Below are 21675 nucleotides of genomic sequence, written 5' to 3' on the forward strand. Positions count from 1 at the left end.
CGCGCTTTCGTCGTACTAACCTAGACCGTTAAGTCTTGGGTTAGGCCGCAATTGCGAGTGCTTCGTTATCGTTAGCACTTGTGGTTTTGAGCCTTTTACGGGTTACTCAGCCCGGGCAAAAACAGCGCCTTTCAACACACGTCGATCCTGGTTCGGCCCCGTCAGAGGCCCCGCTTTCACGGGGCTTTTGGTGGAGCCGCCGGGTACTGCCCCCGGGTCCGCTGCGTCTATTCTACGCGGCAATTTATCGCCATAGCCGGGCGAACCCGGCACAACCGATATAGGCATCGCGTTGAAAATGAAAAGGTCCGCCTTTCACTTGCCACAAAGTCCGTCCATAAGTGTCCAATCATGTTGACGCAGCGTTCCCGCTACGCGCTACGCGCGATGCTTTTCCTGGCAGAGGCTCCCAAGGGTTCCGCCCCGATCCCAATGACGCGGATCGCCGCGGAAGCGAATGTGCCGCGCAAATTCCTTGAGCTGATCCTCGCCGATCTGCGCGAAGCCGGCCTGCTGCACAGCCATCGCGGCAAAATGGGCGGTTATTGTCTGTCGCGCCCGACGCACCTGATCTCGCTGGGAGAGATCATCCGCGTGATCGAAGGGCCGCTGGCGCTCATCCCTTGCGTCAGCCGCACGGCGTACCGCAAATGCGCTGACTGCAAGAGCGAAGCCGATTGCGCGATCCGCCACGCGATGATGCGCGTGCGCGATGAAACCGCGCGGATTCTCGACGGCACCAGCCTGGCCGATGCCAATGCGCAGGATCTGGCGGCGGCCTGAGGGTCGAAACGCCCCAGCCGCTCAAATCAGATACACCACCACATAACGCGCAACGAGGGCCAGCATCGCCACCCTGCTCCAGCGCGGGCCGCGAACAACCATCGCGGCGATCATCAGCAACACCAACACGATGGTGAGCCCCAATGCCAACGGGCGCGAGAGCAGACCCGCAAGCGCCGGTACGCTGAGATACCAGCCCAGCTGGCAAACCAGCAGTACCAGCATGACGCCGAGCACGATCCGCCTTACCCGAAAGAAATGATCGTCGAAGTCCGTCCGCTCGCCGATCGATTTGGGGAACACCAACGATGCCGCGAGATAATAGGCACCGGCGAAGATCATCACCGCCATCAATGTCCGCCCGGAAATCTCGACGATGTCGCGATTGATCCAGGCGGCCTGCCAGAACGACAGCAGATCGAGCAGCACGAACGCGGCCAGCAACGGGGTGAGCCAGCCGATTTTCACCGCGGCCCCCTGGATCAGTTTTGCTTCTATCGCCCGCGCCAGCCCCGCCAGCACTTCGGCAAGCGACAGGCCGAGCAACAGGCCGAACAGTGCAAAGATGAACTCGAAATCGGACACGGTGTTCGCCTCAGGCCGCCCCGCTCTTTTTCAGCTCATCCCTGATTTCGCGCAGCAGCGTGATATCCGCCGGTTCTGCGACGGGGGCCGCTTCGGGCTTGGGCACGATTCGGTTTGCGGCGCGCACGATCTGGAAGATGATGAAGGCGAGGATCAGAAAATTGATCGCCACCGTCACGAACGCGCCATAGCCGAGCAGCGGCACCCCCGCCGCCTTTAGCGCGGCATAATCGGTTGGTGATCCGGTATAGCCTGCGGGCACTGGACCCAACTGAATGAAATAACGTGAAAAATCGAAGCCGCCGAAAATCGCGCTGACGACGGGCAGGATCACGTCATCGGTCAGCGATTTGGTGATGGTGCCGAACGCGGCACCGATGATGACGCCCACCGCCAGATCGAGCACGTTGCCGCGTGCAATGAAATCCCGAAACTCCTTGAACATCGCCGTCTCCGTTCCAATGTGTATTATACGCCTAGCACTGTTGCGGCCATTCGGGCCGAAATGGGTTGGGCAAGTGGACCCGCCTGGGCTAGGTGGGTCAAGGCTTAGACGTACAGATTCGACCGGCAGATTTTGGTTTTGGACAAAAGAGGGACGACCGACATGAAGCTTCGTACCGTGATGGCGCTGGCTGCGGCCGCGTTGCTCTCCGCTTGCGGAATCAACAGCATTCCCACTGCCGAGGAAGCCGCCAAGGCGCGCTGGGCCGATGTGCAGAACGAGTATCAGCGCCGCGCCGATCTGGTGCCGAACCTCGTTTCCACGGTGAAGGCTGCCGGCGCGCAGGAAAAGAGCATCCTCGTCGAAGTGACGCAGGCGCGCGCGGCGGCCAACACCGTCAACGTCTCCGCCGCCGATCTGACCAATCCCGGCAAGGTGCAGCAGTTCGAACGCACCCAGGCCGCGCTTGGCCTGTCGCTCCAGCGGCTGCAGGAGGCTTATCCAGAGCTGCAATCGCAGGAAGGCTATAAGACGCTGCAGTCGCAGCTCGAGGGCACCGAGAACCGCATCACCATCGCGCGCCGCGATTATAACGGCGCGGTGCAGGCCTATAACACCCGCATCCGCACCTTCCCCGACGCTATCGGCGCCTCATTGATTTACGGCGCCAAGCCAATGGTGCCCTTCGCCGCCACCACGCCCGGCGCCGACACCGCACCAAAGGTCAATTTCAACTGATCCGCATCCTTGCCGCTATCGCTGCGCTGTTCCTGTGGAGCAGCGCAGCGACCGCTCAGACCTTCCCGCCGCTCAGCGGGCAGGTGGTGGATGCGGCTGGCTTGTTGAATCCGGCGCAGAAAGCCGCGCTGGTCGCGCAGGCCGACGAGATTGAGAAGGCATCAACGCGCCAGTTCGTTGTGGCGACAATCCCCGATTTACAGGGCTATCCGATCGAGGATTATGGCTATCGGCTGGGCCGTGAGTGGAAGATCGGGCAGAAGGACGCGAATAACGGCATCCTGCTGATCGTCGCGCCGAACGAACGCAAGGTGCGGATCGAGGTTGGGTACGGTCTCGAACCGATCATGACCGACGCTTTGTCGAGCCAGATCATCCGCAACACCATCCTCCCCAAGTTCAAGGCGGGCGACTTGCCCGGCGGGATCATGGCCGGTGCGGCCGAGATTGCCGAGCAGATGAAATTGCCACTCGAAGCGGGTGAGGCCCGCGCAGCGGCGCTGGTGAAGAAAAAGCCGAAGTCGAAGAATTCGGCGGGCGACTGGGTGATCGCGATCATCATCATGACCGTGATCTTCTTCGTCGTGTTGCTGCCGCTACTGTTCGGCCGCTCACGCGGGCGGCGCTACCGCAGCGACAATGTCGCCGGCGCGGTGGGTGAGGTGCTGTTGTGGACAGCGCTCAACAGCCTGTCGAACAGCGGCGGGCGCTCCTCCGGCTGGGGCGGTGGCGGCGGTTCGGACTGGGGCGGCGGTGGCGGCTCCGACTGGGGCGGCGGCGGCGGCGGATCGTTCGGCGGCGGCGGATCGTCAGGGAGTTGGTGATGCGTAAACCGACCGCAGAAGAACGCGCCGCGATCGGCGCGGCCGTTCATGCCGCCGAGGCGGGCACATCGGGCGAAATCGTAACGATCGTCGCCGATCATTCCGACAGTTACCACGATGTCGGCCTGCAATATGCGGTGCTGGCGGCGTTGCTGGCGCCGCTGGTATTCGCCGCCCTGCCCGACTTCCCGCTCGGCATCGTCGAACGGCTGTCGGGCGGCTGGGGCAGTTTCGAGATGCGCGAGCTGATGCTGATCACCTTCGCGGCGATGACTGCGCTATTCCTGATCGTGCGCTATGGCCTAGCCTATATGCCGCTCCGGCTGCGGCTGACGCCCAAGGCAACGCGGCGCCGGCGGGTGCGCCGCCGGGCGATCGAGCTGTTCAAGGTCGGCACCGAAGCGCGCACCGCCGGGCGCACCGGTATCCTTATCTATCTGTCGCTTGGCGAGCATATGGCCGAGATCATCGCGGATGAGGCGATCCACACCCGGGTACCCGATGCCGAGTGGGGAGACGCGATGGCCGCGCTGATCAAGGAGGTTCGGCAGGGGAAGATCGCCGCCGGGATGATCGCCGCGGTCGGCCATGTCGGCCATTTGCTGGCGCAGCATCTGCCCCGCGCCGATGACGATTCGAACGAACTGCCCGATCGGCTGATCGAATTGTGAGCGCGACGACCGCGTGGGAAGGCCGGTTCCTGACCGTCAAGCTCGACGGCACCTGGGAATATGTGTCGCGCGCGCGGGGCATTCAGGCGGCGGTGATCGTCGCGATTGATGACGGCCATGTCATCCTGGTCGAGCAGTTCCGCGTTCCCCTGGGCAAGCGGTGCCTGGAGCTGCCCGCCGGTCTGGTCGGTGATGAGACGAGCGGTGAGGCGGTGGAAATTGCAGCCGCCCGCGAACTGGAAGAGGAGACCGGCTACCGTGCCGACCGAATCGAGCCGATCGGTTTCTTCCATTCTTCCCCCGGCATGGTCTCTGAAGGCTTCACGCTGGTCCGTGCCCACGGGCTGACCCGGGTTGGGCCCGGTGGCGGGGATGACGGGGAGGACATCACCGTTCACCGGGTTGCCCTTTCCACCCTACCCGATTTCGTTGCGGCGAAACGGGCAGAGGGTGTGGCGATGGACGTGAAACTGTTGCTGCTGCTGGGTCAGTCCTTGCTCGCCTGAGCCTGCCCCGCCTCGAAACTCAGCCGGTCCCAGTAACCGCGTTGGAACTCGATCACCCCGTCGATGACATGGAAAAAGCCGCAGCCGCGCAGGCCGGTGGGGTCATGCCATTCGAGGATCGCCCATTCGCCGTCCTCGAACAGATTTTCGGGGATGCAATGCATCGTTGCGCTGGCAAATTCGCGGGTGAACATCGCACGGATGGCGTCACGCCCAATCACCGGATCGCGGACAACCTGATGGTTGATCGCTTCCTCATGATACAGCGCCATCAGCGCATCGATATCAGTCGCGTTGAACGCCCGAATCCACGCTTTGACAACCGAACGCGGGCTCACCGGAAATTATCGGCGTAAGCCTGCAGCTTCAGCTTTCGTTCGGGCGCGGGCACGACGTGGAAATTGATGCCCTCACGCGTCGCATAACCCTGCGCTGCTTCCAGCGTCGGGAAGGTCAGCCGCAATTGATCGCGCACATCGCCCGAACCTGCCCAGCCGGTCAGCGGATCGGGCTGCTTGGCCTCGCTCGGCTCGAATTCGAGCACCCAGATCTGCGTGCGGGCGCGGCCCGATTGCATGGCGTTTTTGGGGCGTTGATAGATGCGGGCGGTGATCATGCCGCCTCCTTACTGTGCTTGGGCGCGGCGCGCATCAGCATTTTTGGTGCGCAGCGTCGCCGCCGCACTCGCTGGATCGTCAGGCCAGGGATGGCGGGGATAGCGCCCGCGCATTTCCCGCGCGACGTCGGTCCAGCTGCCCGCCCAGAACCCCGGCAGATCGCGCGTCGTCTGGATCGGGCGACCGGCAGGTGAGGTCAGGCTGAGCACCAGCGGCACGCGGCCATCCGCGATCATCGGATGCCGCGCAAGGCCGAACAGCGCCTGTGGGCGAAGTTCGACGGTCGGCCCGGCTTCGGCGGCATAATCAATCTCATGACTGCTGCCTGCGGGCGAATCGAAGCGCGGCGGCGCAAGCCGATCGATCGCGCGTAATGCATCCCACCCGATCAGGCCGCGCAACGCCTCCGTCAGCGCACCGCTGTCGATCTGGGCGAGCCTGCGCTTGCCCTCAAGCAACGGCACCAGCCATTCATCAGCGCGGGCGAGTAGCGCGGCATCGTCAAGCGCCACCTCGGGCGCGCCGTGTGCGGCGGCAAAGGCAGCGCGCTGGCGCAGGGCGGTCGCGGTTTCGGACCAGGGCAGCAGTGTCAGGCCGTGCTCGCACAACCCCGCCAGCAACGCGGCGCTGATCGCTGCCGGGTCAGCGTTCGAATCAGGGCCGCCACCCAAGCGGATGGCACCAAGCCGTCGTTCATGGCTTGCCTGCACGCCGCCCGTGGCAGGATCGAAGCTGACAATGCGCCGTGCTTCGATCCGGTCGCCGAACAACGTTTCGACCGTCGCGAGATCGATTGCTGCGGCAGACAATATGCGAGCGCCCGCCGCCAACCCCTGCGTTTCCGCCACCGCGAGCCATTCGTTCCGGGCAAGCGATGATGTGGGGTCGAGTCGAAAACCCCGCCCTCCGGCCGACGCCCAATTCTCTCCCGAAGAATCGCGACGGCGGGCGATCCGATCGGGAAAGGCAAGCGCGATACAGGTGGCGACATCTATACCCGTTGCCGCACTGGTACGGGGGCCATCCACGATCGCCGCCCAGCGTGCCGCCAACCGACGGGCATTCTCGGCCCGCGCGCCCTTTTCGCTACGCCAACGACGCAAGCGGCTGTCCATGTCGACGTCCGTACCGCCCAGCCCACGCTCACCGAGCAGGACGGCAATCTGGGCGGCAGTCGTAGCAAGGCCCATTTTACCCGCCTCGATCAGCATATGCCCGAGCCGGGGCGGGAGCGGCAGGCGCGCGATCGCCTCACCGTGCGGTGTTACCCGACCATCGCCATCGATCGCCCCTAGCGCCGTCAGCCGCGCCCGCGCCTCCGCCACGGCAGCATCGGGCGGCGGATCGATCCAGGCAAGCGTGCGCGGATCGGCCACCCCCCAGCGCGCGCAATCGAGCGTCAGCGCTGACAAATCGGCCTCGAGAATCTCCGGTGGATCGAAGCGCGGCAGCCCCGCCGTCGCCGCTTCCTCCCACAACCGATAGGCGACCCCCGGCCCCTGCCGGGCCGCGCGACCAGCGCGCTGGGTGACCGATGCCTGGCTGGCGCGCTCGGTCACCAGCCGCGTCATGCCCGCCGCGCGATCATAACGCGGGCGGCGGGCGAGCCCCGAATCGACCACGACGCGGATGCCATCGAGCGTGAGGCTCGTCTCGGCAATCGAGGTCGCGAGTACCAGCTTACGCACGCCATCCGGATCGGGCGCGATTGCGGCGCGTTGCGCAGCGGGATCGAGACTGCCGTGGAGTCGGTGGAGGACGATACCCGGCGGCAGATCGCTGAGCCGCTCAGCCACCCGCTCTATCTCAGCAACGCCCGGCAGGAAGGCGAGAACCCCGCCCTGTTCGTCGCGCAGCGCCTGGCGGATCGCGCTGGCCATGCTATCCTCGATCCGCGCCTCCACCGCGCGACCGATATGACGTAGCGTTAGCGGATAACTCCGCCCTTCGCTTTCGACGACAGGGGCGTCCCCCAGCAGCGAGGCGAACCGCGCACCATCGAGCGTAGCGGACATCGCCACCAGCCGCAGATCGGGCCGAAAGCCGCCTTGCGCATCGATCGCAAGCGCCAGCCCGAAATCGCTGTCGAGGCTGCGTTCATGCACTTCGTCGAACAGCACCGCCGACACCCCCGCCAGTTCGGGATCGGCCTGGATGCGGTTGACGAAAATCCCCTCGGTCATCACCGTTACGCGAGTAGCAGCCGATCGCTTACTGTCCATCCGCGTGGCGTACCCAAAGGTCTTGCCAACGCCCTCTCCCGCCTGTCCCGCCATGCGCTCCGCCGCCGCGCGCGCGGCCAAACGGCGCGGGGAAAGCAGCAGGATCTCGCCGCTGCACCAATCCTCGTCCAGCAACGCAGGGGCAACCGCCGTGGTCTTCCCCGCGCCCGGCGGCGCGACCAGTACCGCATTCGGCCCAGCGCGTAGCGCGGCGAGCAAATCGGGCAGAACGGCGTGGATAGGCAGGATCATGCAAGATCCAGCCGACCTAGCGGCGCGCCGACCAGCCCGCTCACCAGCATCGCCAGAACATGGGGGATTGGTGGGATTTTTGAGAGCGGGGCGACCAACCGGTCACGCAGAAACGGCACGACGTTGCCATCGGATTGATAGACGGGCGTCAGCCAGTAGCTGAGGTTTTGATACAGGTTAATGTGATCCGATCGCAAATGCACCGTCCAGGCGAGCGCCTCGCCAACCGATCCGCTGCTACGTAGCCCCTGCGCCAGCGCCCAAGCATCGAGCAGCGCCATATTGGCCCCCTGGCCGAGTTGCGGGCTCGTCGAATGCCAGGCGTCCCCCATATGGATCAACCCCGTGGACGCCGGACGCGACAGCGTTCGGTGCGCGTAGCGCGCAAACGTCAATTGGTCAGAATCGCCGATCTGGTCGAGCAGGACGTCACAGATCGGCCACAGCGTGCGCACCTCGTCGGCCCACGCCGCCAACCCCCGGTTGCGCCAGGCATCGAGCGCATTGGCACGTAAAGACCAGAAAAAGGCGGCCTGCGGCATGGTGTGATTGGGGGACGTACCAATCGGCATCACCCCGGTCATTTGCCGCGCCGCGCGGTAGCGCTGTTCCAGCGCCGCACCGTCAAAACCCGCGCCGTCGACCCAATCGAGGCTTGCCCATAGCGCCCCATAGGGCAAGTCTCGACCCGTAGGTGCTGCCAGCACCGATCGTGCGCCGAGCGTGTCGACCACAAGATCGAACGGCCCCACGCTGGTGCCATCCGCAAAGTCGAGTCGCCGTTTACCGTCCGCCACCAACGCGCTGCCGACGACCTGCCGACCCGTCTCGATCACGATACGCGCTTCTAGGACTGCGTCGTGGAGAAGTCCGAACAGGCTCGCTCGGTGGATACCGATCCCGCTTACCGGCCGCCGCATGGCCGCATAGCGTACATCGAGCACGACGGGCCCATTGGCACCGGCCCGCCCAATCAGTCGCTCGATCGCGGCCCCTTTGGCGCGCGCGGCATCGCCAAGCCCAAGCCGATCAAGCACTGCTAGTCCGGTGGGTTGCAGCATCAGGCCCGAACCGACCGGTTGCGCCGCATCAAACCGTTCAAAAATGGTAACGCGGTGGCCATCCCGCGCCAGGAGCAGCGCCGTGGCAAGGCCGCAGGGGCCACACCCCGCAACGGCAATATCGATCGGCCTCATCCTCGGCCGAACCCGCGCCTCAATACGCCCGGGCGATCGCGAACTCGACGGCTTCGACCATCGCCGCCTTGGCCATGCCGTTGCTGAAACAGCCAAGCGAATCGATCGCGCGCTGGCCGTAATGGCGGGCGCGGGCAAGCGTATCGTCAACGCCCCGCGACGACTGGATCAGCGCGATGGCATGAGCGAGATCTTCATCGGTCGTACGCCGCCCCTCGATCGCATCCTTCCAAAAGGTGCGTTCTTCGGCGTTGCCGCGCGCATAAGCGAGAATGACGGGCAGCGTCACCTTGCCCTCGCGGAAATCATCGCCGGCATCCTTGCCCATCGTGCCTGCGTCGGACACGTAATCAATCGCATCGTCGACCAACTGGAAAGCGATCCCCAGATTGCGGCCATACGCGTCGAGCGCAGCTTCCTCCGAGTCGGGCCGCTCGGCCACCACTGCCGATACGCGGCAGGCAGCAGCAAACAGCGCCGCCGTTTTGGCGCCGATAATGTCGAGATAGCGTTCCTCGCCGAGTTCGATCAGGCGAGTCGCTGTCAGCTGGTTGACTTCGCCCTCAGCAATCACCGCGCTGGCATGGCTCAGGATTTTCAACACTTTCTGGCTGCCATCGTCGACCATCAGCTCGAACGCACGGCTGAACAGGAAATCGCCGACCAGCACTGTTGCCGGATTGCCCCAGATATTGTTGGCGGTCCGCCGACCACGCCGCAAATCGCTGCCATCGACGACATCGTCATGAAGCAGCGTGGCAGTGTGAATAAACTCGACGGCCGCAGCCAGCCCGTGATGGCGCGTGCCGGTATACCCAAGCAGGGCTGCGCTCGCGAGCGTGAGCATCGGTCGCATCCGCTTACCGCCGCCCGCGATCAGATGGCCGGCAAGCTCGGGAATCAAGGGAATCTGCGATTGCATGCGATCAAGGATGACCGCGTTGACAAGGTTCATGTCCTTCGCGACCAACGCGACCATCGGATCGAGGGACGGTGACGGCCGTGGATCGATGCGGTGGATGGTCGCTGTCATGGTTTCCGCGATGTGGCGGCTCGAGGCGATAAACGCAAGGGAATGCCGCTTGCGCAGTGGTGCCTCCCCGCCCAAAAAGGGCACCAGATCGAAAAAAAGGGGCGTGAACGTGCCGGATGAAACGCTGAGCAGCTATCGCCAGAGCATCGACAATATCGACGCCGCGCTCGTCTTCCTGCTCGCCGAGCGGTTCAAGGTGACTCAGGCAGTGGGCCGCTACAAGGCAACGCATGGCCTGCCGCCGGCTGATCCGGCACGCGAAACAGCACAGATCGCGCGCCTGCGGGCGCTGGCGAATGATGCCCAGCTCGATCCGGAATTTTCCGAGAAGTTCCTGCGCTTCATCATCGATGAGGTGATCCGGCATCATGAGAAGCTACAGGGATGATTAGAGGATCATGCTTGTGCGGCACGGTCCGTTTTACGGTCAGCGAACCGTTGCACCCGCCCGATGCATGCCATTGTACCCAGTGTCGCAAACAATCGGGGCATTTCTGGGCCTCCACCAATGTCCAGCACGACGCGATCACGATCGAGGGTGAGGACAATGTGACATGGTTTCAAGCCTCGCCAAAGGTGCGTCGGGGCTTTTGTTCAACCTGCGGCTCGTTCCTGTTCTGGGAACCGATCGGTAAGGCGCGAATCGCCGTATCGATGGGCGCGATGGACAGCGCGACGCAAACGCATCTCGGGATCCACATCTTCGTTGCGGACAAGGGCGATTACTACCAGATCGCCGACGGTTTGCCGCAAAAAGATCAATAAGCGGCGGTTGTCGTCGTTAGACCGGAACCCGGCGCAGCGCCCGCACCTCGAACGCCTGCCATAGCAAGATACCCGGCACGCCCACCGCGATATCCCGCGCGCGCTTGACGAGCGACAGCGCGAGCGCGGCGCTGGGGGTGAGGCCAAATAGCGGGCCGATCAGCAGATAGGCGGCCTCCTGCACGCCGACGCCGCCGGGAATCGCGAACGCGACAGTGCGCAGCGTAAAGATCAGCGCCTCAATCGTCAGCACATCGACGAGCGGCAATGCGCTCCCCATGAAGCGCAGCGCCATCCACGCGCCAGCTGCACTGAACACCCAGGCGAGAAAATGAAGCAGAAACGCCGCAATCACCCGGCCGCGCTGCGCATAAATCGCGTCGAGCTCAATCGTCAGCGCGCTCATCGTCGCCACCGATTGTGGCAACAGCCGTCCGGCGAGCCCCTGCGCCATTTTCAGCACTGGGCGCTGACCAAAGGCAAACAGCGCCATGATTCCGGCCATCAGCGCGAGCCCGCCAAGCACCAAAGGCAACACGCCAGCCGCGACCGGCTGGTCAGTCAGCACGAGCGCAAGCATGACGACGCCGAACATCGTGAACACCAGTTGCGCGGCCAATTCGGTCGTCTGATCAGCGATCAGCGAGGCATAAACCAGCGATTCGCGGATGCCGCCCGCAATCGCGGTGCGCGCGCCCACCACCAGCCCGCCGAACTGCGAAAAGGGGAGCACATCGGTCGCCGCCTCGCGCGTCGTTCGCGCCCAGGCGAAGGTGCCGAGCTGACTGCGCGCAATGCCAGGGGCCACCGCGAGCCACGCCGCGCCCAGGATCGTCAGGTTGATCCCCGTCCAGCCCATCAGCGCCAGAAAGCCGAGCACACCGATGCTCGACACGCCTGCAATCACATTTTGCCAGCCCGTCGCGCCGATCAGCCACAGCGCGGCGATCAGCCCGATCACGGTCAGGATCAGGGCAAGATATTTCAGCATTGCACGCGTTGCAGATCAGTTTGGGGGAGATCAGGCCGAGGGCAAATCAGCCCGCAGCTTCCTTGCGACGGCTGAGGAAGTCAAAAAACTCGACGCCCTCACGCAGGCGGCGCTTCATCATGTCCCAGTCGCGCAGCATTTCCCAGACGATTGACCCGATCTTCGACGGGCGGAAATAGAAGCGTTTGTAGAACTCCTCGACCTTTTCGAAGATCACCGACGAAGGGAGGTGCGGATAGCTGAGCTGGGCAATCTGATTGCCGCCATCCGTCAGCAGATGGTCTTCATTGTCGAACCAGCCATTTTCGATCGCCTGCTTGTAAAGAAACGTGCCGGGATAGGGTGCGGCCAGCGATACCTGGATTGTATGCGGATCGATTTCCTTGGCGTATTGGATCGTCTCCTCGATTGTCTCCAGCGTTTCGCCGGGCAACCCAAGAATGAAGGTTCCGTGAATCGTCAGGCCGAGCGCGTGCGCGTCCTTGGTGAATTGCCGCGCGACATCAACGCGCAGGCCCTTCTTGATGTTGTGCAAAATCTGCTGGTTGCCGCTTTCATAGCCGACCAGCAGAACGCGGCAGCCGCCTTCCTTCATCGCCTTGAGCACCGGATAGGGCACATTGGCCTTGGCGTTGCAGCCCCAGGTGACGCGAAAACCGGGCGTACCAAAGCCGAGCTCGCGCAGCGCACCCGACAATTCGACGACGAAATCATGGGCATCGGCCAGCGTGTCGTCGTCGAAGAAGATCTCGTTCACTTCCGGCATTTCGCGAAGGATGTATTTTACCTCTTCGATCACCTTTGGCACGCTTTGATGCCGGTAACGATGTCCACTGATCGTCTGCGGCCAGAGGCAGAAAGTGCAGCGGCTCTTGCATCCACGCCCGGTGTAAAAGGACACATAAGGGTAACGCTGATACCCGCCATAATACCTGGACGTATCGAGATCACGTTTGTAGATTGGCGACACCATCGGCAGGATATCCATATCCTCAATCGCGGCGCGGTCCTTGTTGCGGACGATCGTCCCGTCGGCTGCGCGCCAGGTGATGCCATCGATTTCGGCGAGCGGGCGCCCCTCCGCCAGTTCGACGCAGGTGAAATCATATTCCTCACGGCAGACAAGATCGATCGCTTCGCACGCTTTCAGGCTCGCCTCATCGTCGATCATCACCTTCGCGCCGACGAACGCAATCAGGATCTTGGGGTTGCGTTCCTTGATCAGGCGGGCGGTGCGGATGTCTTGATTGAAGCTGGGCGTCGAGGTGTGGAGAATCACCAGATCACGCGTATCGAATTCATGCGCGATATCGTCCCACGACAGATTGTGGGCCGGCGCGTCGATCAATTTCGATCCCTCGATCATCGCCGCAGGCTGGGCCAGCCAGGTCGGATACCAGAAGGACTTCACCTCGCGCTTCATTTGATAGCGCGCGCCGGCGCCGCCGTCATAGCCGTCAAACGAGGGCGCCTGGAGGAACAAAGAGCGCATCATAGCCGTGGAACCCTTATCACGATTGCAGTCGTCCATCACGAGTTACCCGGAATTGCGAGCCTCGCCAATCGACTTTGTGAACAAAGAAAGTAGCGCAAAACAGCACGAAAGACAGCAGGTCTCGAATTGGCACCAGCATCAGCGGCCCGGATACGCTGCCCGAAGCGATGTCCATCCGCAGCCGGACGAGCGCGCGAGAAGCGAACGCGACCGCCAGTACCGCCAATCCGGCGGTTGAAAATCCGGCCAGCGCCGCGCCGATCAGCGCCATCGGCAGCGTGTGGACCACCAAGCTACCGGCGAAACCGGCGGGATCGATTCGGAAGATCGTCACCGTCCAGCGGAGTTCGTGGCGTGCCAGCGCGGGCAGGCTTGCCTCCGAACAGCCGTGCGTGATGTAGAAAGGCGGCAGCACCGTCCGCAGCCCGAGCGCGCGTACCGCCTCCCCCATTTCATAATCATCGGCAAGAACATCGCCGAACGCCGCAAACCCGCCGATTCGGCCAAGGGTGTCGCGAGTGAACGCCATGGTCGGCCCCAGCGTTGGCTTGGCCATGCCAAGCGCGACACCCATCAGCACGCTGGGCATGAACCGGTATGACAAATCCATCGCGGCGAGCACCGACCACCCCCCGGCATCGCCGCGCCCGACATGGAGACAACTGGCGAGCCCAACCCCTGGCTCGGCAAGCGCGCCCGCCAGCCGCCGCAGCGTATCGGGTGACCAATCCACGTCGCTGTCGGCGATCACCACCAGCGGGTGGCGACCGACCTCGTCCATATTGGCAAGGTTCGAGAGTTTATTGTTCGCGCCCCAGCGGCGATCGCTGATGACGATGTCGATATCCGCCTCGAGGTAGCGCGCCCGCATATCGGCAATCACCGCAAGCGCTGGATCATCGGGGTTACGCGTGCCGAAGATGATCTGCACCGGTCCGGGATAATCCTGCGCGAACAAAGCCGCGAGGTTGGCTGCAAGCGCGGGTTCGGTGCCGTGCACAGGCTTCAGCACGGTGATGCCGGGCCAGTCGGCCAGTACCGGCACCGGCCCGGGCCCGCGGATCAGAAACGCAGCGGCGACGTTGAAAAGTGCGCCTGCCACCGCCATGGCCAACACCAGGATCGAGGCGATCGTCAGCACCATTTTAGTCCGTCTTCCCTCCGCAACACGGCTTTCCATCCCGCCCCCGCGGCGTCTAGGGAGAAATTGAGGGCAAGGGGAGCGTTAATGGATTTCACAGACGTTCCGGTGCTGGTGACGGGGGCGAGCGGCTTTGTCGGCTCGGCGGTCGCGCGCGCGCTGGCGGCACGCGGGGCCGACCTCCGCCTGCTGGTCCGCCGCGACAGTGACCGCACCAACACCAACGATCTCCGCGCCGATCTGATCGAAGGCGATATTCGCGACGAGGCATCGGTGCTGCGGGCCGCAACCGGGGCGCGCTATCTGTTTCATGTTGCCGCAGACTATCGGCTCTGGGCGCCCGACCCGGAGGATATCGTCCGCAACAACCGCGCCGGCACGCTCGCGGTGATGAACGCCGCGCGCGCCGCGGGTATCGAACGGATCGTCTATACATCCAGCGTCGCAACGTTGCTGCCCGATGATCACGGCGCGGCTGATGAAACGCGCCCCGCGACGCCGGAACAGGCGGTTGGCGCGTATAAACGCAGCAAGGTGGTCGCCGAACGGCTGGTCGAGGCAATGGCCGCCGAGGGCTTGCCCGCGGTGATCGTCAACCCCTCCACCCCGATCGGCCCGCGCGACGTGAAACCCACCCCGACCGGGCGAATCGTGGTGGAGGCGGCCAATGGCAAGATGCCGGCCTTTGTCGAAAGCGGGCTGAACCTGGTGCATGTCGATGATGTGGCCGCTGGGCATTTGTTGGCATTGGAGAAAGGGCAGATCGGCGAACGTTATGTGCTCGGCGGGCAGGACGTGACGCTCCGGGCGATGCTCGCCGAAATCGCCCTGATCATGGGCCACAGAGCCCCCACGATCAGCATCCCGCGCACGCTGCTCTTCCCGATGGCCCATGCCAATGAAGCGATTGCCCGGCTGACCGGCGGCGATCCGTTCCTGACGGTCGATTCGCTGAAGATGGCCGCGCACAATATGTATTATTCGTCGGCCAAGGCAGAGGCCGAACTTGGCTATCGCGCGCGGCCCTTTCCGGAAGCCTTGGCCGATGCGATTGCGTGGTTCCGCGCGGCGGGGAAGATCACGTGATTGCCCTCACCACAGGGGGCATCGCGCTAGCGGTGTGGCTGGTGCTGGTGTTCGCACGCGACAGCTTCTGGCTGACAGCCGAGCGTGACTCGCGCGGCCTGCCGCCCGAACCTGCGCACTGGCCGGCGGTGACGGCGGTGGTACCCGCACGGGACGAGGCGGATGTGATCGCGCGTTCGATCGGCAGCCTGATAGCACAGGATTATCCCGGCGAGTTCCGGGTGGTCCTGGTCGATGACAATTCGAGTGACGGCACGGCGGATGTTGCGCGGGGATTGGCCGATGCCAGTCACCGCCTGACCATCCTGACCGGCCAACCCCTTGCCCCCGGCTGGACCGGCAAGCTTTGGGCAGTCTCGCAGGGCATCACCGAGGCGGGTGAGGCGCCCGATTATCTCTGGCTGACCGACGCCGATATCGCGCATGCCCCGGACACGCTGCGCACACTCGTCACCCGCGCAGTAGGCGAGCAACGTGTGCTCGTCTCGCTGATGGCGCGGTTGCGGTGCGAAAGTCTGGCCGAACGCGCGCTGATCCCCGCCTTCGTCTGGTTCTTTCAGATGCTCTACCCCTTTGGCGCGGTGAACAAGCCCACTGGCGTCGGCGCGGCGGCGGGCGGATGCATGCTCGCCAATCGCGAAGCACTGGAGCGCGCAGGCGGCATCGCGGCGGTGCGCGGCGCGCTGATCGACGATTGCGCCTTCGGGGCGCTGATGAAGCGGCAGGGGGCGGTCTGGCTGGGGCTGACCGATCGGTCGGTCAGCATTCGAATCTACGACACGTGGGCGTCGGTCGCGGCGATGATTTCGCGATCCGCCTATGCGCAGCTCAATTATTCGCTGGTGCTGCTGGCGGGTACCTTGTTCGGACTGGGACTGATTTACCTCGGCCCGGTCTTGCTCACCCTGTTCGGGCAGGGCTATGCCCAAGCCTTGGGATTTGGGGCTTGGGCATTGATGGCAATCGCGTTTCAACCGATGCTTCGCTTCTATCGCCGATCGCCCTTATGGGGCGTGGCCCTGCCCGGCATTGCCTTGTTTTACGCGGGCTGCACTTTCCTGTCGGCCTGGGCGCATTGGCGTGGTCGCGGGGGCATGTGGAAGGGTCGCGCACAGGCGGCAATCGGCGCATGACCGCGTCAGCTGCCACGCTTGCCTCCGGCAAGGGCCACAAGGACGAGAATTTCCCCGTCGCCAGCTTCATGCTGAAGCGCGAACACCGCGCGCCGGTGATGGCCTTTTATCGTTTCGCGCGTGCGGCCGATGACGTGGCGGATAACGAATCGGCCCCGGCCAGCGAGCGGCTCGCGTTGCTCGGCGCGATGCGATCGACACTGGCGGGGACGAGCGACGTCAATGCCGAGGCGCTGGCACTGCGCGAGGTGCTGGCAGATTACACATTGTCGCCGCAACATGGCCTCGATTTGCTGACCGCGTTCGAGCAGGATTGCACCGTCAACCGTATGGCGACATGGGACCAACTGATCGATTATTGTCGCGTGTCGGCCATGCCCGTCGGGCGGTATGTGCTCGACGTCCATCATGAGGATCGCCGCACCTGGGCGGCATCGGACGCACTTTGCGCCGCGCTTCAGGTGATCAATCACCTGCAGGACTGCGGGAAGGATTACCGCGCGATCGACCGGGTCTATATCCCGCTCGACATGCTGGCGGCGGCGGGGGCATCGGTGGAGGATCTCGGCGCTGAGCGCGCCTCCTCAGCGCTACGATCGGTTATCATCGACATGGCGCAGCGCACGCTGGCGCTGCTCAAGCAATCGTCGGTGTTCTCTTCGCAGATCAGGGACAAAAGGCTGGCTGTCGAAGTGGCGATCATCCAGCGGCTTGCGGAAAGCCTCACGCGGCGGCTGATCACGCATGATCCGCTGAGTGAGCGGGTGCACCACGGCAAGGCGGAAATGGCGGGACTTGCCGCCTGGGCTGCGATTAAAAGGCTGGTGGTATGAACCCCGACAATACCCCCGCCGCGCTGCAAGCCCAAGTTTCCGGCAGCAGTTTTTACGCTGGCATGCGCGTGCTGCCCAAGGCTGAGCGCGAAGCGATGTATGCCGTGTACGGATTCTGCCGGATCGTCGACGACATCGCCGATGACGAGGAAGGCGCGCGAGCGGACCGTGCCGCGGCGCTCGACCAGTGGCGCGCCGATATCGAATCGCTCTATGCGGGCGGCGATCCGGGCCAGGCGGCGCTGGTCGCCGAAGCCGTGCGGCGGTTTAAGCTCGACAAGGCGGATTTCCTGGCGGTGATCGACGGGATGGCGACCGATACCGCCGATTTCGTCCGCTATCCCAGCTTCGAAGAGCTCGATCTCTATTGCGACCGGGTGGCATCGGCGGTTGGGCGACTGTCGGTGAAGATTTTCGGCATGGACGATGCCGAAGGGGTGAAGCTGGCCCATCATCTAGGCCGGGCGCTGCAATTCACCAACATCCTGCGCGACATCGATGAGGATGCGGCGATCGGCCGGGTCTATCTGGCGCGCGAGCATCTGGCAGCGGCGGGCGTCGACATGAGCAGCCCCGAGGCGGTGGCGCGCGACCCGAATATCGATGCCGCCTGCCGCGATCTCGCCGCGCTCGCTGAGCAACATTATGTCGCCGCCGAAGCGATCCTGAAGCGCAAGCCCAAGGGCCATCTGATCGCGCCCAAGCTAATGGCCGCGGTATACCACAAGATTCTCGGGCGGATGCAGGCGGTCGGCTGGGCCCCGCCGCGCGAGCGGATCAAGGTGAACAAGGTCGCGCTGCTCTTCACGGTCGGGAAATTGTGGCTGTTCCGGTGAAGGCGCACATTATTGGCGCAGGGATGGCCGGGCTTTCCGCCGCCATCGAGCTGACGCGCGCAGGCTTTGCGGTCGACGTTGCTGACAGCGCCGCGCAAGGCGGCGGGCGGTGCCGGAGCTATCATGACCCACAGCTTGGCCGGGTGATCGATAACGGCAATCACCTGGTGCTGGCCGGAAATGATGCAGTGATGGCGTATCTGGGCACCATCGGCGCGCGTGACCGGTTGAGCGGGCCAGACCATGCCGATTTCGAATTCGTCGATATAGGCGGGCTATACCGCCCCCCTCGTCATTCCCGCGAAAGCGGGAACCTATCGCGCTCCAAAGATGAAGACGCTGAGGGTGAGCGAGGGGTTCCCGCTTTCGCGGGAATGACGGGAGGGGGGAGCGAGGCCCTTCCCTTCCCCCGCTGGACCTTCCGCCCCAATGACAGCGCGGTGCCGTGGTGGCTGTTTTCGAAACAGCGCCGCGTGCCCGGCGCAGGCCCGCTCGCCCATCTCGCGTTGGGCAAGCTGCTGGTGGGCGGCAAGGCCGATACCGTGGCTGATCGGATCGCAACGGGAGGCGTATTGTGGGATCGGTTGCTGGAACCGGTGCTGTTGTCAGCGCTGAACACCGATCCGCGCGAGGGATCGGCATCGTTGGCGGCGGCGGTGGTGCGTGGATCGCTGGCGCGCGGAGGGCTGGCCACCCGCCCCCGCATCGCCGAGCCGACACTGGCAGCGGCGTTCGTTGATCCAGCGCTCGACTGGCTGCGGTCACGGGGCAGCGATGTGACGACCGGCAAGCGGCTGCGGGCGCTGGTGTTCGACGGTGATCGCGTCACCGCGCTCGATTTCGGCGACGGGCCGCAACCGGTGACCGGGCCAGTCGTGCTCGCGGTGCCTCCCTGGGTGGCCGAGGCGCTGGTGCCTGACCTGACCGTGCCCAATGATTTCCGCGCAATCGTCAACGCGCATTTCGCGTTCGCACCGCCGCCGGGCACGCCCGCGATGATCGGGGTGATCGGCGGGACGACCGAATGGGTTTTCGCGTTCGAGGACCGATTGTCTATTACCGTGAGCGGGGCAGACCGGCTGGTCGACACCGACCGGGCCGAACTTGCAGCGCTGTTCTGGACGGAGATTTGCGCGGTCCACGACATCGACGCGCCGCTGCCCGCGTGGCAAATCGTGAAGGAAAAGCGCGCGACCTTCGCCGCGACGCCCGAACAGGATGCGCGGCGGCCAGGGGCGGCAACGCGGTGGCGCAACCTGTTCCTGGCAGGGGACTGGACGCAGACCGGGCTGCCCGCGACGATTGAAGGCGCGATCCGGTCAGGCGTGACGGCGGCGAGGTTGGCGGGACGATGATTGTCCCACGGCCCGTTCGTGCTGAGCGAAGTCGAAGCACCCCGCGCTACCCTTGGCCTTCGACTGCGCTCAGGCCGAACGGGGGTGGTTCAAATTCTACACGATATCCTCTAGCCACTACATCATGACCGCTACCGCAACGATCACCGATCCACTCGCCGCCATCGACGCCTGCGCCAACCGCGCCGCCGATGCCTTGTCGCGCGCGCAAAAGGACGATGGCCACTGGGTGTTCGAACTGGAAGCGGACGCGACGATCCCCGCCGAATTCGTGCTGCTGAAACATTATCTGGGTGAGCAGCGCGATGCGACCCTCGAGGCCAAGATCGGCAACTATCTGCGCCGTATCCAGTCCGCCGAACATCATGGCTGGCCGCTGTTCCACGGCGGCGCGTTCGACACCTCTGCCAGCGTAAAGGCCTATTTCGCGCTCAAGATGATCGGCGACGATGTGGACGCGCCGCACATGGTCCGTGCGCGCGAGGCGATCCATGCGGCGGGTGGGGCGGCGGCGGTGAATGTGTTCACGCGAATTCAGCTCGCACTGTTCGGCGCTGGATCGTGGAGCGTCGTGCCGACAATGCCCGTTGAGCTGATCCTGCTGCCGCGCTGGTTCCCGGTGCATCTGTCGAAAATGTCGTACTGGGCGCGCACCGTCATCGTGCCGCTGCTGGTGCTCGCCGCAAAGCAGCCAGTGGCCAAGAACCCGTCAGGCGTGCTGGTCGACGAACTCTACACGCTGAAAGCAGCGCCACTGAAAAGCCAGGCGGCGGGTGCCAAACGATCGTGGCAGATCTTTTTCGGCGGACTCGACGTGGTGCTGAAGCGCGTCGAACCGCTCTGGCCCAAGGGTTTGCGCGCCAAGGCGATGAAGGCCTGTGTCGATTTCGTCACCGAACGGCTGAACGGCCAGGATGGGCTGGGCGCGATCTATCCGGCGATGGCCAATTCGGTGATGATGTTCGATTGCCTGGGCTATCCTGAAGACCATCCGCACCGGGCAATTGCGCGCAAATCGGTCGAAAACCTGCTCGTGATCAAGGACGACGAGGCCTATTGCCAGCCCTGCGTATCCCCCGTCTGGGATACCGCACTCGCCGCGCATGCGATGCTCGAGGCGGGTGGCGAAGAGAATGAACGCCGCGCAAGGGCCGCGCTCGAATGGCTGAAGCCGCTCCAGGTGTTGGACGTGAAAGGCGACTGGGCCGAAGTGAAGCCCGATGTGCGGCCCGGCGGCTGGGCGTTCCAGTATAACAACGCGCATTACCCCGATCTCGACGATACCGCCGTCGTGGTGATGGCGATGGACCGGGCACGCGACAAACTGGCGCTGGCCGGCGGTTACGACGAGGCGATTGCGCGCGGCAATGAATGGACCGTCGGGCTGCAATCGAAAAATGGCGGCTTTGGCGCGTTCGATGCCGACAATACATATGATTACCTCAACAACATCCCCTTTGCCGATCACGGCGCGCTGCTCGATCCGCCGACCAGCGACGTGACGGCGCGCTGCGTGTCTATGATGGCGCAATTGGGCGAGACCGACAGCCCCCGGATGAAGGCCGCGCTTGCCTATCTGGCCGAGGAGCAGATGCCCGACGGATCCTGGTTTGGGCGCTGGGGGGTAAATTACATCTATGGCACCTGGTCGGTGCTGTGCGCGCTGAACGCGGCAGGCATTTCGCCCGGAGCGCCGACGATGGAACGCGCGGTCGACTGGCTGGTGTCGATCCAGAACAAGGATGGCGGCTGGGGTGAGGATTGCGACAGCTATGCGCTCGATTATGCGGGCTACACCCCTGCCCCTTCCACCGCATCGCAGACCGCCTGGGCACTGCTCGCGCTAATGGCGGCGGGAGCGGTGGAGCATCCGGCGGTCGCGCGCGGCGTCGAGTGGCTGGTCGCCAATCAGGACGCAGACGGACTGTGGGGGCAGGAAATGTATACCGGCGGCGGTTTCCCGCGGGTGTTCTACCTGCGCTATCACGGCTATCCGAAATATTTCCCGCTCTGGGCGGTCGCGCGGTACCGGAATTTGAAACGGTCGAACGACAAGACCGTGGCGTTCGGGATGTGACCCTGTTGGACTTATCGCGCTGCGCCATCTCACCCCTCCCCGTCACCCCGGACTTGTTCCGGGGTCCACTTCTCCCCTTGCAATGACGTTG

General features: G+C 64.2%; 23 protein-coding genes and 1 other RNA gene. 13 read left to right on the top strand and 11 right to left on the bottom strand.

Annotated features, from left to right (window positions below):
- Nucleotides 1–309, bottom strand: a transfer-messenger RNA (tmRNA) gene (ssrA, locus tag B7Y49_RS11480); the annotation flags it as partial.
- A 42-nt stretch (nt 310–351) separates the two neighbouring features.
- Here ssrA and B7Y49_RS11485 point away from each other — a divergent pair.
- Nucleotides 352–783: an Rrf2 family transcriptional regulator gene (locus tag B7Y49_RS11485; protein ID WP_374127730.1), complete on the top strand. Its 432-nt coding sequence runs from the start codon at nt 352–354 to the stop codon at nt 781–783.
- A 21-nt stretch (nt 784–804) separates the two neighbouring features.
- Here the strand turns inward: B7Y49_RS11485 and B7Y49_RS11490 are convergent, their stop codons facing one another.
- Both B7Y49_RS11490 and mscL read right to left on the bottom strand, forming a co-directional pair.
- Nucleotides 805–1368, bottom strand: a complete 564-nt coding sequence (locus B7Y49_RS11490; protein WP_374127731.1) for a hypothetical protein — start codon at nt 1366–1368, stop codon at nt 805–807.
- 10 nt (nt 1369–1378) lie between these two features.
- Complete coding sequence (mscL, locus tag B7Y49_RS11495) at nt 1379–1813, bottom strand: large-conductance mechanosensitive channel protein MscL (protein WP_374127732.1); 435 nt, start codon at nt 1811–1813, stop codon at nt 1379–1381.
- Between the two features lie 162 nt (nt 1814–1975).
- On the opposite strand from mscL, the gene B7Y49_RS11500 reads away from it, so the two are divergent.
- Genes B7Y49_RS11500 through B7Y49_RS11515 form a run of 4 tightly spaced genes read left to right on the top strand, consistent with a single transcriptional unit; the run spans nt 1976 to nt 4552 of the window.
- Nucleotides 1976–2551 (top strand): LemA family protein, encoded by a 576-nt coding sequence (locus tag B7Y49_RS11500; RefSeq protein WP_374127733.1) that lies wholly within the window; start codon nt 1976–1978, stop codon nt 2549–2551.
- Nucleotides 2548–3375 (top strand): YgcG family protein, encoded by an 828-nt coding sequence (locus tag B7Y49_RS11505; protein ID WP_374127758.1) that lies wholly within the window; start codon nt 2548–2550, stop codon nt 3373–3375. The genes B7Y49_RS11500 and B7Y49_RS11505 overlap by 4 nt, the downstream gene beginning before the upstream one ends.
- Nucleotides 3375–4046, top strand: coding sequence for a TPM domain-containing protein (locus B7Y49_RS11510; RefSeq protein WP_374127734.1), 672 nt, complete (start codon nt 3375–3377; stop codon nt 4044–4046). Before B7Y49_RS11505 ends, B7Y49_RS11510 begins: the two co-directional genes overlap by 1 nt.
- Nucleotides 4043–4552, top strand: a complete 510-nt coding sequence (locus tag B7Y49_RS11515) for an NUDIX hydrolase (RefSeq protein WP_374127735.1) — start codon at nt 4043–4045, stop codon at nt 4550–4552. The genes B7Y49_RS11510 and B7Y49_RS11515 overlap by 4 nt, the downstream gene beginning before the upstream one ends.
- On the opposite strand, the gene B7Y49_RS11520 is transcribed toward B7Y49_RS11515, so the two are convergent.
- The 5 genes from B7Y49_RS11520 to B7Y49_RS11540 are packed head-to-tail and all read right to left on the bottom strand — an operon-like array spanning nt 4534 to nt 9872.
- Nucleotides 4534–4890, bottom strand: a complete 357-nt coding sequence (locus B7Y49_RS11520; protein WP_374127736.1) for a nuclear transport factor 2 family protein — start codon at nt 4888–4890, stop codon at nt 4534–4536. The genes B7Y49_RS11515 and B7Y49_RS11520 overlap by 19 nt on opposite strands.
- Complete coding sequence (locus B7Y49_RS11525; protein ID WP_374127737.1) at nt 4887–5168, bottom strand: ETC complex I subunit; 282 nt, start codon at nt 5166–5168, stop codon at nt 4887–4889. The genes B7Y49_RS11520 and B7Y49_RS11525 overlap by 4 nt, the downstream gene beginning before the upstream one ends.
- A gap of 9 nt (nt 5169–5177) precedes the next feature.
- Nucleotides 5178–7643: an ATP-dependent RNA helicase gene (hrpB, locus tag B7Y49_RS11530; RefSeq protein WP_374127738.1), complete on the bottom strand. Its 2466-nt coding sequence runs from the start codon at nt 7641–7643 to the stop codon at nt 5178–5180.
- Nucleotides 7640–8839 carry an NAD(P)/FAD-dependent oxidoreductase gene (locus B7Y49_RS11535; protein ID WP_374127739.1) on the bottom strand — a complete coding sequence of 400 codons (1200 nt, stop codon included), beginning with the start codon at nt 8837–8839 and terminating at the stop codon, nt 7640–7642. Before B7Y49_RS11535 ends, hrpB begins: the two co-directional genes overlap by 4 nt.
- Before the next feature lie 19 nt (nt 8840–8858).
- Entirely contained in the window at nt 8859–9872 is a 1014-nt protein-coding gene (locus tag B7Y49_RS11540) for a polyprenyl synthetase family protein (protein ID WP_374127740.1), read from the bottom strand.
- A gap of 109 nt (nt 9873–9981) precedes the next feature.
- On the opposite strand from B7Y49_RS11540, the gene B7Y49_RS11545 reads away from it, so the two are divergent.
- A complete protein-coding gene (locus B7Y49_RS11545) occupies nt 9982–10260 on the top strand; it encodes a chorismate mutase (protein ID WP_374127759.1) in 279 nt (92 codons plus the stop codon).
- Nucleotides 10261–10274: 14 nt separating this feature from the next.
- A complete protein-coding gene (locus B7Y49_RS11550) occupies nt 10275–10637 on the top strand; it encodes a GFA family protein (RefSeq protein WP_374127741.1) in 363 nt (120 codons plus the stop codon).
- 16 nt (nt 10638–10653) lie between these two features.
- Here B7Y49_RS11550 and B7Y49_RS11555 read toward each other — a convergent pair whose 3' ends face one another.
- The 3 genes from B7Y49_RS11555 to hpnI are packed head-to-tail and all read right to left on the bottom strand — an operon-like array spanning nt 10654 to nt 14267.
- Nucleotides 10654–11628 (bottom strand): lysylphosphatidylglycerol synthase domain-containing protein, encoded by a 975-nt coding sequence (locus tag B7Y49_RS11555; RefSeq protein ID WP_374127742.1) that lies wholly within the window; start codon nt 11626–11628, stop codon nt 10654–10656.
- A gap of 46 nt (nt 11629–11674) precedes the next feature.
- Complete coding sequence (gene hpnJ, locus B7Y49_RS11560) at nt 11675–13123, bottom strand: hopanoid biosynthesis associated radical SAM protein HpnJ (protein WP_374127743.1); 1449 nt, start codon at nt 13121–13123, stop codon at nt 11675–11677.
- A 16-nt stretch (nt 13124–13139) separates the two neighbouring features.
- Nucleotides 13140–14267 carry a bacteriohopanetetrol glucosamine biosynthesis glycosyltransferase HpnI gene (gene hpnI, locus B7Y49_RS11565; protein WP_374127744.1) on the bottom strand — a complete coding sequence of 376 codons (1128 nt, stop codon included), beginning with the start codon at nt 14265–14267 and terminating at the stop codon, nt 13140–13142.
- An 84-nt stretch (nt 14268–14351) separates the two neighbouring features.
- Between hpnI and hpnA the strand changes: the two genes are divergently transcribed.
- The 6 genes from hpnA to shc all read left to right on the top strand — a co-directional run bounded on the left by hpnA (nt 14352) and on the right by shc (nt 21584).
- The gene (hpnA, locus tag B7Y49_RS11570; RefSeq protein ID WP_374127745.1) at nt 14352–15350 is read left to right on the top strand and encodes a hopanoid-associated sugar epimerase; all 999 of its coding nucleotides are present in this window, start codon (nt 14352–14354) and stop codon (nt 15348–15350) included.
- A complete protein-coding gene (locus tag B7Y49_RS11575; protein WP_374127746.1) occupies nt 15347–16483 on the top strand; it encodes a glycosyltransferase in 1137 nt (378 codons plus the stop codon). Before hpnA ends, B7Y49_RS11575 begins: the two co-directional genes overlap by 4 nt.
- Entirely contained in the window at nt 16480–17316 is an 837-nt protein-coding gene (gene hpnC, locus B7Y49_RS11580) for a squalene synthase HpnC (RefSeq protein WP_374127747.1), read from the top strand. The genes B7Y49_RS11575 and hpnC overlap by 4 nt, the downstream gene beginning before the upstream one ends.
- Nucleotides 17313–18152, top strand: a complete 840-nt coding sequence (hpnD, locus tag B7Y49_RS11585; RefSeq protein WP_374127748.1) for a presqualene diphosphate synthase HpnD — start codon at nt 17313–17315, stop codon at nt 18150–18152. Before hpnC ends, hpnD begins: the two co-directional genes overlap by 4 nt.
- The gene (locus B7Y49_RS11590; RefSeq protein ID WP_374127749.1) at nt 18149–19507 is read left to right on the top strand and encodes an FAD-dependent oxidoreductase; all 1359 of its coding nucleotides are present in this window, start codon (nt 18149–18151) and stop codon (nt 19505–19507) included. The genes hpnD and B7Y49_RS11590 overlap by 4 nt, the downstream gene beginning before the upstream one ends.
- Nucleotides 19508–19631: 124 nt before the next feature.
- A complete protein-coding gene (gene shc, locus B7Y49_RS11595) occupies nt 19632–21584 on the top strand; it encodes a squalene--hopene cyclase (protein ID WP_374127750.1) in 1953 nt (650 codons plus the stop codon).
- Nucleotides 21585–21675: the final 91 nt, after the last annotated feature.

This window comes from Sphingomonas sp. 28-62-11 (assembly GCF_002278865.1).
GTDB lineage: Bacteria > Pseudomonadota > Alphaproteobacteria > Sphingomonadales > Sphingomonadaceae > Sphingomonas.

Coding starts and splice junctions, on each gene's coding strand:
- B7Y49_RS11485 (WP_374127730.1), top strand. CDS start 352: ATGTTGACGCAGCGTTCCCGCTACGCGCTACGCGCGATGCTTTTCCTG.
- mscL (WP_374127732.1), bottom strand. CDS start 1,813: ATGTTCAAGGAGTTTCGGGATTTCATTGCACGCGGCAACGTGCTCGAT.
- B7Y49_RS11500 (WP_374127733.1), top strand. CDS start 1,976: ATGAAGCTTCGTACCGTGATGGCGCTGGCTGCGGCCGCGTTGCTCTCC.
- B7Y49_RS11510 (WP_374127734.1), top strand. CDS start 3,375: ATGCGTAAACCGACCGCAGAAGAACGCGCCGCGATCGGCGCGGCCGTT.
- B7Y49_RS11525 (WP_374127737.1), bottom strand. CDS start 5,168: ATGATCACCGCCCGCATCTATCAACGCCCCAAAAACGCCATGCAATCG.
- hrpB (WP_374127738.1), bottom strand. CDS start 7,643: ATGATCCTGCCTATCCACGCCGTTCTGCCCGATTTGCTCGCCGCGCTA.
- B7Y49_RS11535 (WP_374127739.1), bottom strand. CDS start 8,839: ATGAGGCCGATCGATATTGCCGTTGCGGGGTGTGGCCCCTGCGGCCTT.
- B7Y49_RS11540 (WP_374127740.1), bottom strand. CDS start 9,872: ATGACAGCGACCATCCACCGCATCGATCCACGGCCGTCACCGTCCCTC.
- B7Y49_RS11555 (WP_374127742.1), bottom strand. CDS start 11,628: ATGCTGAAATATCTTGCCCTGATCCTGACCGTGATCGGGCTGATCGCC.
- hpnJ (WP_374127743.1), bottom strand. CDS start 13,123: ATGATGCGCTCTTTGTTCCTCCAGGCGCCCTCGTTTGACGGCTATGAC.
- hpnI (WP_374127744.1), bottom strand. CDS start 14,267: ATGGTGCTGACGATCGCCTCGATCCTGGTGTTGGCCATGGCGGTGGCA.
- hpnA (WP_374127745.1), top strand. CDS start 14,352: ATGGATTTCACAGACGTTCCGGTGCTGGTGACGGGGGCGAGCGGCTTT.
- hpnC (WP_374127747.1), top strand. CDS start 16,480: ATGACCGCGTCAGCTGCCACGCTTGCCTCCGGCAAGGGCCACAAGGAC.
- hpnD (WP_374127748.1), top strand. CDS start 17,313: ATGAACCCCGACAATACCCCCGCCGCGCTGCAAGCCCAAGTTTCCGGC.
- shc (WP_374127750.1), top strand. CDS start 19,632: ATGACCGCTACCGCAACGATCACCGATCCACTCGCCGCCATCGACGCC.